Origin of the sequence: Streptomyces sp. NPDC101118 (assembly GCF_044759445.1) — a bacterium.
Classification (GTDB): Bacteria; Actinomycetota; Actinomycetes; order Streptomycetales; family Streptomycetaceae; genus Streptomyces.
Map to the genome: position 1 here is coordinate 49813 of NZ_JBIVZG010000017.1, position 15313 is coordinate 65125.

Consider the following 15313-nt stretch of genomic DNA (forward strand, 5'->3'; position numbering starts at 1 on the left):
CATGCCCACTACCGTGAGGCGGGTGCACCCTTCCCGGCCCGCTCCCTGGATCCCGCCCCTGCTGTACGCCGCCGTGCTGGCCGCCGGCTGGTACGCGGCGGCCGCCGGCCTCGGCGACACCGGTCGCGGGGCCACCCGCCCCCTCCTCTTCACCGCCGGCCTCGCCGCGCTCCTCGCCCTCGACCTCGGCGAGGCCCGCCTCAGGCCGGGGCGGACCCCCGTCCCGGCCACCGTGGCCCTCCTGGCGCTGCGCGCGGCCCTCATCGCCCTGGTGGCCGCGGCCGACGGCTCCGGGCTGTCCCGGGTCCTGTTCGTCCTGGTGCCGTTCACCGCGTACTTCGCACTCGGCCGGGCCTGGGCCACCGGCCTCGCCGCCGCGTGCCTGGCCCTGGTCCCGTTCACCACCCCGCGCTGGTACGCCGACCCGGAGGCCGTGTCCGACCTGCTGATGCTGGGCCTCGGGCTCGTCCTGACCCTGGCCATGGCGTCGGGGGCCGTGGCCGAACGGCGGCTGCGGGCCCGCCTGGAGGAGTCGTACCGTCAGGTGGCCGAACTCTCCGCAGCCGCCGAGCGCACCCGCGTCGCGCGCGACGTCCACGACGGCCTCGGCCACCACCTCACAGCCGTTGTCGTGCAGCTGGAGAAGGCCCGCGCCTTCAGCGAGCGGGACGCGGAGGCCTCGCGGCGGGCCGTGGAGGACGCCCACCGCTCGGCCCGGCAGGCGCTGGCCGACGTACGGACCTCCGTGCGCGCCCTCCGTGCCGAACCGTTCCGCCTGCGGGCCGCCCTGGACGCGCTGGTCGGGCACCATGACGATGTGACACTTCACATGGCGGGCGAGGAGACGGCGTACGGCACCGCCGCCCTCACCGCTTTCTACCGGGCCGCCCAGGAGGGCATCACGAACGCCCGCCGCCACGCCTCCGCCCGCCGCATCGAGGTCACCGTCGACCTCGACGCCGCACCCGCCCGGCTGACCGTCACCGACGACGGGCGGGGGATCGGCGGCGCGCCCGAGGGCTTCGGACTGCGGGCCATGCGCGAGCGGGTCGAACTCGCGGGCGGCAGCGTGGACATCGCCGGCGCGGCGGGCACCGGCACCCGGCTCACCGTCACGCTGCCCCGGCCGGACGGGACCCTGCCCCGGCCGGACGGGCCCCTGCGCCGGCCGGACGGCGCCCTTCCGCGGCAGGCCGCGCCGTGACGGCCGGGCCGGTCCGGGTGCTCGTCGTCGACGACCAGCGGCTCATCCGCGACGGCATCGCCTCCCTGCTCGGCATCCAGCCCGGCATGGAGGTCGTCGGCACGGCCGCCGACGGCCGGGAGGCCCTGGCCCAGGCCGTCACCCTCACCCCGGACGTGGTCCTCATGGACGTCCGCATGCCCGGCCCGGACGGCGTCGAGACCCTCGCCGAACTGCGCCGCCGCGCGCCGGACTGCCGGGTGGTCATGCTGACCACCTTCGACGACGAGGAGTACGTGGTACGGGCCCTGCGCGCCGGGGCGAGCGGGTACCTCCTCAAGGACCTCCCCCCGGCGGAACTCGCCGACGCGGTGCGGCTGGCCCACGCCGGGCTCACCCCGCTCGACCCGGCGGCCACCGCCCGCCTCGCCGCCGCCCTCGACCGCCCGGCGGCCGAGGCTCCGGCCACCGGACCGCTCACCGCCCGCGAGGCCGACGTCCTGCGCCTGGTCGCCGCCGGCGCGACCAACCGCGAGATCGCCTCGCGCCTCCGCCTCAGCGAGGGCACGGTGAAGAACCACGTCTCCCGCATCCTCACCCGCCTCTCGCTCCGCGACCGCACCCAGGCCGCCCTCTACGCCCGCGACCAGGGCCTCCTCTGACGGGGCCCCAGGGGCCGCCGTACGCTGCGGGCATGCAGAAGATCACGGTGAACAACGACACGGGCGCCCCGCTCACCCTGTGGGTCGAACCGCTCGGCGAGGACTACTGGCTGAACCCCGGCGAGCGCTTCACCGTCAGCTCGGACACCGAACTGGCCGACCCGGCCACCGTCGCCCCCTTCGAGGTCACGGTCCACGCCCAGGGAGTCAGCGTCTTCTCCAACGTCGGCCACCTGGCAGGCGTCCACGACGCGTCGGGCACCGAAGTCCACTGCGGCCACCAGCGCCCCACCGAAGCCCCCTGACCCCGCCGCCCCGGCACCGCCGGGTCACCCCACCGGGACGACGTCGGCGGTCCACGAGTCGGGAGCGGTCGGCGGGTGCCAGACCACCGTGACCTCCGTGCCGTGGAAGTCACGCGCCAGGGACGTGACCAGGTCGGCCGCCGCGTCGCGAGCGGTGGCGGCAGGCGCGTCCGCCGGAACGTCCGCGAGGCGGCCACAGGCCATGCCGCCGTCGACGGTCGAGACGCTGTGCCGCCATCCGTGCGGGGTCGACAGGAGGACGATGCCGCGCGGCAGCGGGAACGGCGGGCGGGGGGTCTTCTTGCGGCGTGCCATCCCGTCATCCAACACGCCCGGACGGGACCGGTGGAATCCGGACCGGGGCGGGTAGGGGGATCCTCCGGGCCCGGGGCGGCTGATACGTTCGAAAGTCCTGGTCGAAGCTGACAAAGGTGGTTGTACTGTGACGCATCACGTACGAGGTGTCATCGCGCGCGGCAAGGGCGCACCGGTGGAGACGGCCACGATCCTGGTCCCCGACCCCGGGCCCGGCGAGGCGCTCGTACAGGTCAAGGCCTGCGGCGTGTGCCACACCGACCTCCACTACCGTGAGGGCGGCATCAACGACGAGTTCCCCTTCCTGCTCGGCCACGAGGCGGCCGGGGTCGTGGAGGCCGTCGGACCCGGCGTCACCGACGTCGCGCCCGGCGACTTCGTGATCCTCAACTGGCGTGCGGTGTGCGGAAGCTGCCGGGCCTGCCGGCGCGGCCGCCCCTGGTACTGCTTCGCCACGCACAACGCCTCCCAGCCCATGACCCTCGAGGACGGCACCCCGCTCTCGCCGGCGCTCGGCATCGGCGCCTTCGCGGAGAAGACCCTCGTCGCGGCCGGCCAGTGCACCAAGGTCGACCCGGCCGCCTCCCCGGCCGCCGCCGGCCTCCTCGGCTGTGGCGTGATGGCCGGTCTCGGCGCCGCGCTCAACACCGGGAACGTCGGCCGCGGCGACTCCGTCGCCGTCATCGGGTGCGGGGGAGTGGGCAACGCCGCCATCGCCGGCGCGCGCCTGGCCGGCGCGGCGAAGATCATCGCCGTGGACCTGGACGACCGCAAGCTCGACCTCGCGCGCACGCTCGGCGCCACCCACACGATCAACGGCCGCACCGACGACGTCGTCAAGGCCGTCCAGGCCCTCACCGACGGCAACGGCGCCGACGTGGTCATCGACGCGGTCGGCCGGCCGGAAACCTACCGGCAGGCGTTCTACGCCCGGGACCTCGCCGGCACCGTGGTGCTGGTCGGCGTACCCACCCCGGAGATGAAGCTCGAACTGCCGCTGCTCGACGTCTTCGGGCGCGGCGGCGCGCTCAAGTCCTCCTGGTACGGCGACTGCCTGCCGGAACGCGACTTCCCCGTCCTCATCGACCTCTACCTCCAGGGGCGGCTCGACCTCGACGCGTTCGTCTCGGAGACCATCGCCCTCGACGAGGTCGAGGAGGCCTTCGCGCGCATGGAGCGCGGCGAAGTCCTCCGCTCCGTCGTGCAGTTCTGACGCGGTGGCGGCCGGCGGGGCGGCGGGGTGCGCCCCGGTCCCGCCGGCCCCCTGTCCCGCCGGCCCGCCGCCGCCCGCAGCCTCCCTCCCGCCCAGGGGCCCGCACAGCCCCTCGCGCAATGTCACACCTCACCCCACCGTCCGCCCCACCCCCACACCCACCGCAACCCGCCCACCCAAGGAACCCCTCATGCACCGCTACCGACAGCCGGGCGTGGTCCTGACCGACCACCAGTTCACCGTCCCCCTCGACCACGACGACCCGCGCGGCGAGAGCATCGAGCTCTTCGCCCGCGAGGTGACGGCGGCCGGGAAGGACCCGGCCGGCCTGCCCTGGCTGCTCTACCTGGAGGGCGGCCCCGGTTTCGGCGCCCGGCGGTTCACCGGCCGGCAGGCCTGGCTCGGCCGTGCGACGCAGGAGTACCGCGTCCTCCTCCTCGACCAGCGCGGCACCGGACGCTCCACCCCCGCCAACCGGCAGACCCTGCCCCTCCGCGGCACCCCGGCCCAACAGGCCGACTACCTGGCCCACTTCCGCGCCGACTCGATCGTCCGCGACTGCGAGGCCATCCGCCCCGGACTCACCGGCGGCGCGCCCTGGACCGTACTCGGCCAGAGCTTCGGCGGCTTCTGCACCACCCACTACCTGTCCACAGCGCCCGAGGGCATCCACACCGCCCTCGTCACCGGCGGCCTGCCCTCCCTCGACGCCACCGCCGACGAGGTGTACCGCGCCGCGTACCCCCGCATCACCCGCAAGAACCTCGCCCACTACGAGCGCTACCCGATGGACGTCGAGCGGGCCCGCCGCATCGCCGCGCACCTCGCCGAGCGCCGTCCGGTGCTGCCCGGCGGATTCCGGCTCACGCCCGAGGCCTTCCAGTCCCTCGGCCTGATGCTCGGCGCCGCCGACGGCAGCCACCAGCTCCACTACCTGCTGGAGGGCGCCTTCGTCCGTACGCCGTCCGGGCACGAGCTGTCGGACGCCTTCCTGGAGGGCGTGCAGGCGGCGCTCTCGTACGCCGGACACCCGCTGTACGCCCTGCTCCACGAGGCGATCTACGCGCAGGAACCGGGCCGGGCCACCGACTGGGCCGCCGAGCGGGTCCGCGCCGAATTCCCGCGCTTCGACGCGGAGAAGACCCTCGCCGGCGACGAACCGCTGCTGTTCACCGGCGAGACCGTGCACCCCTGGCTCTTCGAGACCGACCCCGCGCTCGCCCCGCTGCGCGAGACGGCCGGCCTGCTCGCGGCGCGCACCGGCTGGGGGCCGCTGTACGACCGGGCGCGGCTGGCCGCGAACCGGGTGCCGGTCGCCGCGGCCGTCTACCACGACGACATGTACGTCGACACCGCGCACTCGCTGGACACCGCCAGGTCGATCCGGGGGCTGCGGACCTGGGTGACGGACGAGTTCGAGCACGACGGCGTCCGCGCTGGCGGCCCGCGGGTCCTGGACCGGCTGCTGGCGCTCGTGCGCGACGAGGTCTGAGGGCCGGGGCGCCGGGGGACCTGGGAGGGCGCCGGCGGGTCCGGGAGGACGCCGGGAGCGCCGCCCGCTACGGCTCGAAGAACGGGCGGGTCAGGTGCGGGGTGCCGAGCAGGGCGCCCCGCTCCCTGGCCAGCGCCAGCAGCGCCTCGCGCGAGGCGCGGGCCGGTACCGGGTCGCTCTCGTACACGTACGGCACCTCCGGGCTCACCCACTGCACGGCGTGCACCAGCACGTCGCCCGTCAGCACCAGGTCCCGGCCGGCGCCCTCGACCAGCACGGACTGGTGGCCGGGGGTGTGCCCGGGGGTGGGGAGCAATGTCACATGTGAACCTATACGGTGACGTCCCGCCACCTCCCGCAGCACGCCCGCCCGCCGCAGCGGCGCCACCACCCGTGTCAGCGCGGGCGCATCGGGCGCGAGGGGTGCGGTCTCGTCCTGCTGGACCAGGTACGCGGCCTCGGTGAAGTACGGCTCGCCGTCCGGCCCCACCGCCCACCCCACGTGGTCCCCGTGCAGGTGGGTCAGCACCACCGTGTCCACGTCCGTCCGGGCGATGCCCGCCCGCGCCATGAGTTCCGGCAGCCGGCCCGGCACCGGTGCCCAGTCGGCGGCCGGCGCGTCCGCGGGCCCGACGCCGGCGTCGACCATCGTCACCCCGCCGTCGGGGCGCCGGACCGCGAAGCAGCGGAACTCGAGCCGCCAGGTCCCGTCCGGCCCGAAGGCGTCGGGATCGGCCGCCGCGGCCCGCTCCCAGTCGTCCTCCGTCGCCCCCGGGAAGAGCGTACGGACGAGGGTGGACGATTCGAACAGGCCCGAGGCGTCGGACAGCGGGACCACCACGGGTCCGCCCGGCAGGGAAATCTCCAACTCGTCTCCTGGGTACGGGAATCAGACGAACGACTGTCCTATTGTGCGGATCATGACCGAGCAGCTGAAGCCCATGCCCACCGACTGGCAGCGCGCCCTCGCCGTGGTCGCGCACCCCGACGACCTCGAGTACGGGTGCGCCGCCGCCATCGCCGACTGGACCGACGGCGGCCGTGAGGTCGCGTACGTCCTCGCCACCCGCGGCGAAGCCGGCATCGACACCCTGGACCCCGCCACCTGCGCCCCCCTGCGCGAGGCGGAGCAGCGCGCCAGCGCCGCCGTCGTGGGCGTGTCCACCGTCGAGTTCCTCGACCACCGCGACGGCGTCATCGAGTACGGACTCGGCCTGCGCCGCGACATCGCCGCCGCGATCCGCCGCCACCGTCCCGAACTCGTCATCACCCTCAACCACCGCGACACCTGGGGCGGCGTCGCCTGGAACACCCCCGACCACCGGGCCGTGGGCCGCGCCACCCTCGACGCGGCCGCCGACGCCGGCAACCGCTGGATCTTCCCCGAACTCACCGAGCAGGGCCTGGAACCCTGGAACGGCGTTCGCTGGGTCGCCATCGCCGGCTCCTCGTCCCCCACGCACGCGGCCGACGCGACGCCCGGCCTCGAACGGTCCGTCAAGTCCCTGCTGGAGCACCGCGCCTACATCGAGGTGCTCACGGACGAGGACCCCGAGACCTACTGCCGCACGTTCCTCACGGAGAACGCCCAGCGCGCGGCGGAGCGTTTCGGCGGCCGGCCGGCCGTCCCCTTCGAGGTCTTCGCCCGCTGACCGCCGGGGACCGGCCGGCCCTTCACGCACGCCACACTTCCTCCTAATCTGACGGACCATCAACTTGATGTCGTCAAAGGGGAAACGGCGTGATCGACACGATCGGCACGGAGATCGCCGAGGGTGAGGAGCGCATCCGCCTGGACGTGGCGGACCACCTCGCGGTCCTCACCCTCTGCCGCCCCGCGAAGCTCAACGGCTGGAGCTGGGAGTCGACCCGCCAGCTCGGACTGCTCGCCGACCGCATCCGCTTCGACGACTCGGTACGGGCCGTCCTGCTGCGGGCCGAAGGCCGGGCCTTCTGTGCGGGCATCGACGTGACCGCCCCCGGCGGTGCGATCACCGGAGTCTCGGCGGCCGAGCGCACGCGCAACTACTACGAGGGCATCCGCTGGGTGCACGAGCGGTTCGCCGTGTTCTCCCGGCTGCCCCAGCCGGTCGTGGCGGCCGTCCAGGGCTACTGCCTCGGTTTCGGCTTCGAACTGGCACTGATGGCGGACATCCGGGTGGCCGCCGACGACGCCGTGTTCGCCCTCCCCGAGGCCCGGCTGGGCGTGGCCGTCGACGCCGGCGGCGACCTGCGGATCGCCCGCGAGGCCGGCGCCGGCTGGGCGAAGTACCTGGCCCTCACCGGCCGCCGGATCGACGCGGCCACGGCCGAACGGCTGCGCCTGGTCCAGCAGGTGGTGCCCGCCGCCGACCTGGACGCGACCGCCCGGAGCATCGCCGCGGAGATCGCCGCCCAGGCGCCGCTGGCCGTCCAGGGCATCAAGCGCTCCGTCGACGCCTTCGCCGACGCGGGCCTGCCGGCCGCCCTGGACCGCACGGCCATGACCGCCGCCCTCACCCTCACCTCGGAAGACTGCCGAGAGGGCTACACGGCCGCCGCCACCCGCCGCCCCCCACGCTTCCACGGCCGCTGACCCCGTCCGGCAGCGGCGCCCCCGCGTTGCGCACAGGTCGTCGAGGCGTGAACGAGTCCCTCGCGGGCGCGGAGCTGCCTTGTCCAGGTCCTTACCAATTTGTCGGCCACTGCCTACAGTTGCTTCATGACCACCCCCCATGCGCACCCACTGTCGGGAGTCGTGTCGGCAACGGCAGCGGGTGAGCGGCTGGTGTTCGTGCCACGCCGAGTCTGGGAACTCGGCACCGAATTCGTCCTCGGCGTCCTGACACCGCCGGTGATCGCGGTCCCCTTCCTGATACCGGTCCTGGGAATCGCCCTGGGCACCGGTTCCTGGGTCATCCTCCGGGTTGCCCTCGGGCTGATAGCCCTGGCCATAACCGTGTTCGTCCCGACCGTGATATTCACCACGTTGACCGAAGCGGTGCGGTGGATCGAGTTCCGCCCTCACGGGAGTACGCAGCAACTCGTGATCGCGTACTTCCTGCGTTCCTCCACCGTTGCCGCGGCCGATCTGGAGCGCGTCGTCCTTTCCGAGGAATTCAAAGCGGGCCAACGGAAGTCGCTCGAAGTGGTGCTGCACACGCGCGGAGGGACGGTGGAGTGCAAGCCGGGAACTCTGAGCCCGATGTCCCGAGTCGGTGCGGAGGCACTGCTCGACTGGCTGACCAGCCGACTCGGCCCGGCCGGCATAGCGGTGGAGCACCGGACGAAGATCGACCGCAGCTTCGTGTGCCCCGACGAGTGGTACTCGGAAGCAAGCCTGGCCGCTCTGTGGAACGTGCCCGCCGGCGAGGTCGACAAGCTGGTCGTCCGCCACGGCGTCCGCACTTACACGTTCACACCCCGAGCCTCCGCGCTGTACTCACCGACCACAACGACAACGGTCTACGACCCGGCCGAGGCACACGACGTCGCGGAGGTGCTCCGCAGGAAACGCAGAGCAGGGCGAGCGCGATGACGGCGTCGTGGCGGGCCGAGGGCACCGGGCCGACCACCACCCCGTGCCGGGGGCAGGACACCGACGAGGAATCCCCAGGTCATGGTGATTGCGGTGCGACCGTGGTCCCGGGCGCGTGACGCCGCACCACGAACAGACCTACGCCCAGCCCAGCTTGCGGACACGCTCTAGGCGTCGGGGAACCAGTCGTGGCCGGCGGACCAGTGGGTGGCCCAGCCCGTGAAGCCGGGGGTGCCCGGCATCAGGGCGTCCGGCGACTCGGGGCCGAAGGGCAGGGCGCCCTCGCCCGCGATCTGCCAGACGTGGCCGCGCTGCGGGCCGGTGACCACCAGGTGCCAGTACATGCCGCAGCCGTCGGTGCCCAGCAGCAGCGAGCCGTGGTCGAACACGGTCGCCGTACGGGCCTCGAACTCCTCCACCGACAGTTCCACCACGGCGTCGTCGTCCTCCCACAGCCACGCCTCGGTGAGCGGGAAGGGCTCGGCGAGCAGGCGCTCGGGACGGTCCGTGCCCCAGTCCTGCGGGGTCTCCGCGAGCGGGAGGAGGCCGTAGTGGGGCGGCCCGGCGGGCAGCCCGTCGCAGACCTCCGCCACGAACGTGCGGTACGGCTCCGGCAGCAGTACGCCGTGCTCCGCCTCGAACGCCCGCACCGCCTCCCAGCCGGCCGGCGGCGCGGCGCCGGGCCGTGAAGCGAAGATCTCACGCAGGGCGGCCAGCTCGGCCGGGTCGCAGGTTTCCGTGTTCATGCGGGCCATCATGCACGGGCGCCGGGACCGGGCCGGCGGCAGGGGGCCGGCCGGTCCACGGGTGCCCGGGCGGTGGTGCGGATACCGCTGCGGTGGGTTTCGAGGCGGCGCTATCTTCGGGTTCGGGGGTGGGGATGGGGGGCGTGGTCAAGGGGGTTCTGCTCGGCGGGGTCGTTGCCGTGGTGGCCGTGCTCGCCTCGCTGGCCGCCAACGCGGCCACGGCGCAGGAGCGGTGGCCCGGCGTCCTGGACCAGATCCGGCAGCGGCCGTGGTGGTGGGTCGGCGGGCTCGGGACCGTGGCGCTGATCGGCGCGCTGCTCACCGCCTGGCGCCAGGAGCGGCCCGCGGCCGGCGCCGGAGATCCCTCGCCGCCGCCCGCCGAGGACGTGGCGGACTGGGTGGTCGGCCGGGCCGAGGGCGCGCGGGCGGTCGCAGCCGTCTGCCGCCGGCACCGCCGCGGGGCGGTGGCACTCACCTCCTCCCTCGACGGCGACGGCGGCTTCGGCAAGACCACCCTGGCCCGGCTCGTCTCCGCACACCCCCGCGTCCGCAGGCGCTTCCGCGACCGCGTGTACGTCGTCACGGTCGGCCGGGACGTCCGCGGCCGGGCGGCCGTGGCCGCCAAGGTGGCCGAGGTCACCCGCTACGTCACGGGGGACACCAGGACGTTCGACGACCCCGGCCTCGCCGGCCGGCACCTGGGCCGGCTGCTGGACCAGCGCCCCCGCACCCTGCTGGTGCTGGACGACGTATGGGAGGAGGACCAGCTCACGCCCTTCCTCCAGGGCGGCCGCAACTGCGTGCGCCTGGTCACCACCCGGGTCCCGGAGCTCCTGCCGCCCGGCACCCGGCGCGTCGCGGTGGGGGAGATGACCACTGCCCAGGCCCGCGCCGTCCTCACGTGGGAGCTCCCGCCGCTGCCCGAGGAACTGACCGCCGGTCTGCTGCGCGCGACCGGTCGCTGGGCGCTGCTGCTCCGGCTCACGAACCGGCTGGTCGCCGGCCAGGTGGCCGTCGGCGCGGACCCGGCCGCCGCAGCCCGCGCAGCCCTCGACGGGCTGGCCGCGCACGGCCCGGCCGCGGGCGAGTCGCCCGGACCGGTGGCGGAGCTCGACCTCGACGACCCGGCACGCCGGTCCACGGCCGTACGCGCCACCGTCGAGGCCGCCACGACCCTGCTGCCCGCCGACGGGCCCCGACGCCTCGCGGAACTCGGGGTGTTCACCGAGGACGAGGCGGTGCCGGTGGCCCTGATCGCCCGCCTCTGGGCGGTCACCGGCGGGCTGGACGAGGCCGCGGCCCGTACCCTCTGCGGGCGCCTGAACCGCCTCTCCCTCGTCTCCGTCACCCCGGGCGACGGCGGCCGGCTCACCCTGCACGACGTGCTCCGCGACTACCTCCGCGGCGAACTCGGCGAGGCCGAACTGCGGCGGCTGCACGGGCTGCTGGCCGACGAGGCCGGCCCCGAGCCGTGGGAGAACACCGACGGTTACCTGCTGGACCACCTCGTCGAGCACCTCCTCGCCGCAGGCCGCACCGACCGGGCCGAGGCGCTCGTGGCCGACCTCCGCTGGGTGGAGGCCCGGCTGCACCGGCGCGGCCCCTCGGCCCCCTGGCAGGACGCCCGCCGCGTCCCCACCGACACGGGCGCCCGCGTCGCCCTGCACCTCGACCGCATCGCGCACCTGCTCGCCCCGCTGGAGCCCGCCGGTGCCCTGACCGCCACCCTGCACAGCCGCCTGGCCCACGAACCCCTGTGGCGGGAGCAGATCCGGGCCCGGCAGCGCGACCCGGGATCCGGTCCGCTGCTGTACAACCGCTGGGATCCTCCCGACCTGCCGGACAGCCGGCTGCTGCGCACGCTGACGGGCCACACACGCTCCGTCAAGGCCATGGCCGTGTCCGCGGACGGGAGCCGGCTCGCCAGCGCGGACGAGGCCGGCAGCGTCCGGGTGTGGGACGTGGAGTCGGGCCGGTGCGTGCGGGTCCTGCGGTCCGCTGACGCGGCGCTGGTCCGGCTGGCGCTGTCGCCCGACGGGACGGTCCTGGTGATCGGCGACAGCGAGGGACGCCTGCGGATTCTCGACGCGGTGACGGGCGCCTGGATCTCCGGCAGAAGGGGCGGGTGGCCGGTCAACGGCGCGGCCTTCGCCCCGGACGGCGCGTGGCTGGTCACCGGGACCGGCGACGGCCTGCTGCGCGTCTGGGAGCCGGGGCGGTGGCGGCCCCTCCGCGTCATCTGGACCGGTGGCCCGGTGTCCGGGCTGAGACTGTCCCCGGACGGCTCCCGCCTCGCCACCGGGAGCGGCCCGACGCTCCGGCTCTGGTCCACGGCCGACTGGCGGCGGATGCCGGTCGCCGGCGCGGGCGGTCCCCTGTGGTCGCTGGAGGTCCTCCTCGCGGACGACCCCCTCGCAGGCCCTCCGGGCGGGACCGAGCGGCACGATTTCGCGGAGCGCCGGCGCCGGGGCGTGGCCGACCACGACTGGCGTGCCGACCGCATGGCGCTGGCCCCGGACGGATCGTGGCTGGCCGTCACCGACGAGGAGGGGCTGCACCTGTGGGCGATGCCGCAGGGGACCCCGCTCGGCACGGTGCGCTCCCGCGTCCTCTGGAACGTGGTGCTGGAAGTGGCACCCGACGGCAACTGGCTCGCCACCGGCTCCCACGACGGCACCATCCGGTTCTGGGAGGTCCGCGGTGCTTTCGCCGGACGGCCGGCCGCCGGCCCCGCCGAGCCGCAGTACGCGGTGGCGTTCTCCCCGGACGGCAGCTGGCTGACGGGCCGGGCCGGCGAGGTCGTACGGATCGCCGGCCGGACGGACCGGCTCCGCGACCGGGGCACGGTCCTGCACGCCGTCCACGCGGTGGCCGTCGCCGCGGACGGCAGCCGGACCGTGTCCGTCGGCGGCGCCCGGCGGACGCGGGTGTACGACACGGCCGCGGGCACCCACACCGACCTTCCGGTCAGTGCCTCCGACGTGGCGCTCGCCCCGGACGCCTCCTGGCTGGCGCTGGTCCTCCTCGACGGCACGGTCGCCGTCTGGGAGTCCGGGCCGTGGCGCCGCACCTCGGCACTGCCCGGGTCCCGTGCGCCGTACCGCTCCGTGGCCGTGGGCCCCGCCGGGGACTGGATCGCCGTGGGGGACGCGGACGGAGCCGTCTGCGTCTGGACCGGGGGCCCGTCCGGGCCCGGTACGTGGCATCCGGGCCCGCCGCTCCCCGGCCACGCGGGGACGGTGCTGAAGCTGGTGGTCTCACCGGACGGCCGGACGCTCGCCTCGGCGGGAGCCGACGGCACGGTACAGGTCAGTGACACCGGCACCTGGACCCGCACGCACACCCTGACGGGACACGAGGGTGCGGTCAGGGGCGTGGCGTTCTCCCCGGACGGCGCGTGGCTCGCGTCCGTGGGCGGGGACGCGACCGTCCGCGTCTGGGAGGCGGCCACCGGCCGGGCGGTGACGGCCCTGCGGACGGAGGGCCCGCTCTCCGGCTGCGCCTGGCATCCCGACGGCCGGGACCTCGCCGTGTGCGGCTCGGGCGGGCTGTACCTCTTCGGGTTCCTCGGGCGCTGCGGGATGACCGGGCCGGGGCCTACGGGCTGAACGGCCCCCGCCCCAGCTGCTCGCGGAGCGGGGTGACCTCCGGGTTGACCAGGCTGCGGCGCTGCCAGTTGGCGCCGTCCACCACCAGCGTGTGGCCGGTGATGAAGGACGCGTACGGGGAGGCCAGGAAGGTGGCGGCCCAGCCCAGTTCGCGGGGGAGGCCGACCCGGAGCGCGGGCTGGCGGAGGGCGGCGGGACCCTCGTCGCGGGCCAGGCCGGCACGGATGTCGGCGGTCATGTCGGAGTGCGGGACCAGGCCCGGGACCAGGCCGTTGACCTGGATTCCGTACGGGCCCCACTCCACGGCCAGGGTCTCCGTCAGGCTCTTGACCCCGGCCTTCGCGGCGGCGCTGTGCGCGAAGCCGGGCCCGCCCGTCCAGGCGTACGAGGCACCGATGTTGAGGATCGAGCCGGGTGTGCCCGCGGCCAGGTGGCGGCGGCCGAACTCGCGGGTCGTCAGCCAGGTGCCGGTCAGGGTGACGTCGACGACCGCGCGCCAGGCGTTGGGCGACATGTCCTCGGCCGGGACGGGGAAGTTGGCGGCCGCGTTGTTGACCAGGACGTCCGGCAGCCCGGAGGCGGCGACGGCGGCGTCGAAGACCTCCGCGATCCGCTCCGGGTCCCGGATGTCGCAGACGGCGGCCGTGATCCGGCCGGCGCCCGCGTCCGCACGGCCGGCGTCCGCACCGCCCGCGTCCGCACGGCAGTCATCCGCGCGGCCCGCGTCCGCACCGCCCGCGGCCCCGCCGGCCGCCTCCGCCCCGGCCGCGATCTCCCCCAGCTCGGCCACCGCCTGCTGGAGTTGCCCGGCCCGGCGGCCCACGATCACCAGGTGCGCGCCGAGCCGGGCGAACTCGGCGGCGATGGCCTTGCCCAGGCCGGTGCCGCCGCCCGTCACCAGCACCGTCCGCCCCGCGTACGTACCGGGGGGCAGGGCGCTGGCGCCGAGCGGCGGCGGGGCCGGCAGGCCGGGCAGGGGCTGCTGCGGCGGGTGCTCCGACGGGCCGTGCTCCGTGGACTCCATGCGCGCATCGATAGCGCGCCGGGCCTCAGATCACCAGCCCCGTGCCGGCCGTCAGAGCGCGTACGCCTGCTTGCTCGCGCACGTCCAGACCGCCGCGGACTCGCCCACGAGGTGGTCGTAGTCGATGACGGTGCCGCCCACGCGGTCGTCGTCGGAGACGGCCTTCGCCAGGCCGGTCGCGTCCGCGTTCGGCAGCGGCAGGGTGAGCATCGGGCCCGAGCCCGGCCAGTACTGCGGCTTGAGCTTCTGCGGGTAGTTCTCCTCGTACGTCATGGCCGAGCCGACGCTGACGTTCGTGGTGGGGCTGATCGCGTACAGCTCGCCGTCCACGTGTCCGGGGAGCTTGCCCGGGAGGGTGGGCAGTGCGTCGTAGGGCTTCTTCCACACCTGGGCGGTGGTGCGGTACCAGGCCTTCATGTTGACGTCCTCGAAGCCCACGACCCGGCCCGCGGCGTCGAGGTCCGTCGCGCGGTTGCCGATGGTGTAGTCGGTCTGGTTCTCCACGAGGAGGCTGTACGGGTCGTAGCCGCCGGCGGGCCACACCACCGGGAAGCTGTTGCCGACGGGGTAGTCGCCCGCCTCGTCCCAGTAGTACGTGGTCGCGGTGCCCACGATGTCGCCGCGCTTGTTGATGCCGGCCGCGCCGACCTTCGTGCTGGAGTGGGCGTCCGCGGGCACCGGCAGGCGCCGGACGACCTGGCCGTCCCGCCAGACGGTGGCGGTGCCGGCGGCGGTGCCGACCACGTACCCGGCGTCGTTGACGTCAGCCCCCCAGCTGTTGTCACCGGCCGCGCTGAGCAGGGCGACGGCGGCGTCGCCCTTGCGGTACGTGAACGCGACCGCCTCCCTCCCGTTGTCGCGGGTCAGCGTGCCCACCATCAGGCCGCCGGCGTTCACGGCGTTGACCTTGCCCGCAGTCCAGCCCGCGGGGAGCGGGACGGCGGTGACCTTCACGCCCTCCCAGAAGACCGGCACGCCCTCGCTCGATCCCACCGACAGGTCGCCGGCGCCGAGGCCGAGGACCTCGCCGCTGACGTAACCGTCGGTGCTGGGAAGCGACTTGAGCAGCAGCAGCTCGGGCTTGCACGGCTTCGGCGCAGGGGCGGCGGTCGCCGGGCCGGCGGTGCCGAGGAGGCCGGCGGCCAGGGCGGCGGTGATGCAGACGTGCTTGAGCTTGTTCACGTGGTGTCCCCCCATGTGAATGGTTCGTGTGGGGGACATGTTGCCTTGTGGGGCGGCGGATTGGGG

14 protein-coding genes are annotated in these 15313 nt (G+C 74.9%); 9 read left to right on the plus strand and 5 right to left on the minus strand.

The annotated features are described in order from the left end of the window. The first annotated feature begins 22 nt into the window (after positions 1–22). The 3 genes from ACIQUQ_RS25025 to ACIQUQ_RS25035 are packed head-to-tail and all read left to right on the plus strand — an operon-like array spanning position 23 to position 2150. On the plus strand, positions 23–1204 hold the full coding sequence (locus ACIQUQ_RS25025) for a sensor histidine kinase (protein ID WP_403979758.1): 1182 nt from the start codon (positions 23–25) through the stop codon (positions 1202–1204). Next, complete coding sequence (locus tag ACIQUQ_RS25030) at positions 1201–1845, plus strand: response regulator (protein ID WP_403979761.1); 645 nt, start codon at positions 1201–1203, stop codon at positions 1843–1845. The genes ACIQUQ_RS25025 and ACIQUQ_RS25030 overlap by 4 nt, the downstream gene beginning before the upstream one ends. A 32-nt stretch (positions 1846–1877) precedes the next feature. After that, a complete protein-coding gene (locus ACIQUQ_RS25035; RefSeq protein WP_403979764.1) occupies positions 1878–2150 on the plus strand; it encodes a hypothetical protein in 273 nt (90 codons plus the stop codon). 24 nt (positions 2151–2174) lie between these two features. On the opposite strand, the gene ACIQUQ_RS25040 is transcribed toward ACIQUQ_RS25035, so the two are convergent. Next, positions 2175–2465: a hypothetical protein gene (locus ACIQUQ_RS25040; protein WP_403979767.1), complete on the minus strand. Its 291-nt coding sequence runs from the start codon at positions 2463–2465 to the stop codon at positions 2175–2177. A gap of 127 nt (positions 2466–2592) precedes the next feature. Here ACIQUQ_RS25040 and ACIQUQ_RS25045 point away from each other — a divergent pair, with 127 nt between their 5' ends. Together ACIQUQ_RS25045 and ACIQUQ_RS25050 are read left to right on the plus strand one after the other, a co-directional pair. Continuing rightward, a complete protein-coding gene (locus ACIQUQ_RS25045) occupies positions 2593–3678 on the plus strand; it encodes an S-(hydroxymethyl)mycothiol dehydrogenase (RefSeq protein ID WP_403979769.1) in 1086 nt (361 codons plus the stop codon). A 190-nt stretch (positions 3679–3868) separates the two neighbouring features. Further along, positions 3869–5170, plus strand: coding sequence for an alpha/beta fold hydrolase (locus ACIQUQ_RS25050; RefSeq protein WP_403979772.1), 1302 nt, complete (start codon positions 3869–3871; stop codon positions 5168–5170). 67 nt (positions 5171–5237) lie between these two features. Here the strand turns inward: ACIQUQ_RS25050 and ACIQUQ_RS25055 are convergent, their stop codons facing one another. Continuing rightward, complete coding sequence (locus ACIQUQ_RS25055; RefSeq protein WP_403979775.1) at positions 5238–6038, minus strand: MBL fold metallo-hydrolase; 801 nt, start codon at positions 6036–6038, stop codon at positions 5238–5240. Between the two features lie 52 nt (positions 6039–6090). On the opposite strand from ACIQUQ_RS25055, the gene ACIQUQ_RS25060 reads away from it, so the two are divergent. The 3 genes from ACIQUQ_RS25060 to ACIQUQ_RS25070 all read left to right on the plus strand — a co-directional run bounded on the left by ACIQUQ_RS25060 (position 6091) and on the right by ACIQUQ_RS25070 (position 8687). Continuing rightward, on the plus strand, positions 6091–6822 hold the full coding sequence (locus ACIQUQ_RS25060; RefSeq protein ID WP_403979778.1) for a PIG-L deacetylase family protein: 732 nt from the start codon (positions 6091–6093) through the stop codon (positions 6820–6822). Between the two features lie 89 nt (positions 6823–6911). Next, the gene (locus tag ACIQUQ_RS25065) at positions 6912–7745 is read left to right on the plus strand and encodes an enoyl-CoA hydratase/isomerase family protein (RefSeq protein ID WP_403979781.1); all 834 of its coding nucleotides are present in this window, start codon (positions 6912–6914) and stop codon (positions 7743–7745) included. Between the two features lie 126 nt (positions 7746–7871). Beyond that, complete coding sequence (locus tag ACIQUQ_RS25070) at positions 7872–8687, plus strand: hypothetical protein (RefSeq protein ID WP_403979784.1); 816 nt, start codon at positions 7872–7874, stop codon at positions 8685–8687. 167 nt (positions 8688–8854) lie between these two features. Here ACIQUQ_RS25070 and ACIQUQ_RS25075 read toward each other — a convergent pair whose 3' ends face one another. Continuing rightward, a complete protein-coding gene (locus ACIQUQ_RS25075; protein ID WP_403979787.1) occupies positions 8855–9445 on the minus strand; it encodes an SMI1/KNR4 family protein in 591 nt (196 codons plus the stop codon). A gap of 131 nt (positions 9446–9576) precedes the next feature. Here ACIQUQ_RS25075 and ACIQUQ_RS25080 point away from each other — a divergent pair, with 131 nt between their 5' ends. Continuing rightward, entirely contained in the window at positions 9577–13041 is a 3465-nt protein-coding gene (locus ACIQUQ_RS25080; protein WP_403979790.1) for an NB-ARC domain-containing protein, read from the plus strand. Here the strand turns inward: ACIQUQ_RS25080 and ACIQUQ_RS25085 are convergent. Further along, complete coding sequence (locus ACIQUQ_RS25085) at positions 13031–14065, minus strand: SDR family oxidoreductase (protein WP_403979793.1); 1035 nt, start codon at positions 14063–14065, stop codon at positions 13031–13033. The genes ACIQUQ_RS25080 and ACIQUQ_RS25085 overlap by 11 nt on opposite strands. 51 nt (positions 14066–14116) lie before the next feature. Then, entirely contained in the window at positions 14117–15247 is a 1131-nt protein-coding gene (locus tag ACIQUQ_RS25090) for a hypothetical protein (RefSeq protein WP_403979796.1), read from the minus strand. Between the last annotated feature and the right edge of the window lie 66 nt (positions 15248–15313).